This is a genomic window from Methylobacterium sp. D48H, from assembly GCF_053345715.1.
Window position 1 is genome coordinate 1 of record NZ_JBKFAP010000234.1, and the last position, 255, is coordinate 255.

The window sequence follows — 255 nt, forward strand, 5'->3', positions numbered from 1 at the left end:
AGTCGGCGTGGCCGGGGCAGTCCACGTGCGCGTAGTGACGGTTCTGCGTCTCGTACTCCACGTGCGCCGTCGAGATCGTGATCCCGCGCGCCTTCTCCTCAGGCGCCTTGTCGATCTGGTCGTAGGCCGTGAACGTCGCCCCGCCCGTCTCGGCCAGGACCTTCGTGATCGCCGCCGTCAGAGACGTCTTGCCGTGATCGACGTGGCCGATCGTGCCAATGTTGCAGTGCGGCTTGGTGCGGGAGAACTTTTCCT

Annotated in this window: 1 protein-coding gene; it reads right to left on the bottom strand. The window is 65.5% G+C overall.

Translation table 11 applies throughout. The features are described 5' to 3' along the window. Positions 1–255 (bottom strand): GTP-binding protein (locus ACLBX8_RS32275; protein ID WP_447701459.1); only part of this gene is annotated, 255 nt, incomplete at both ends.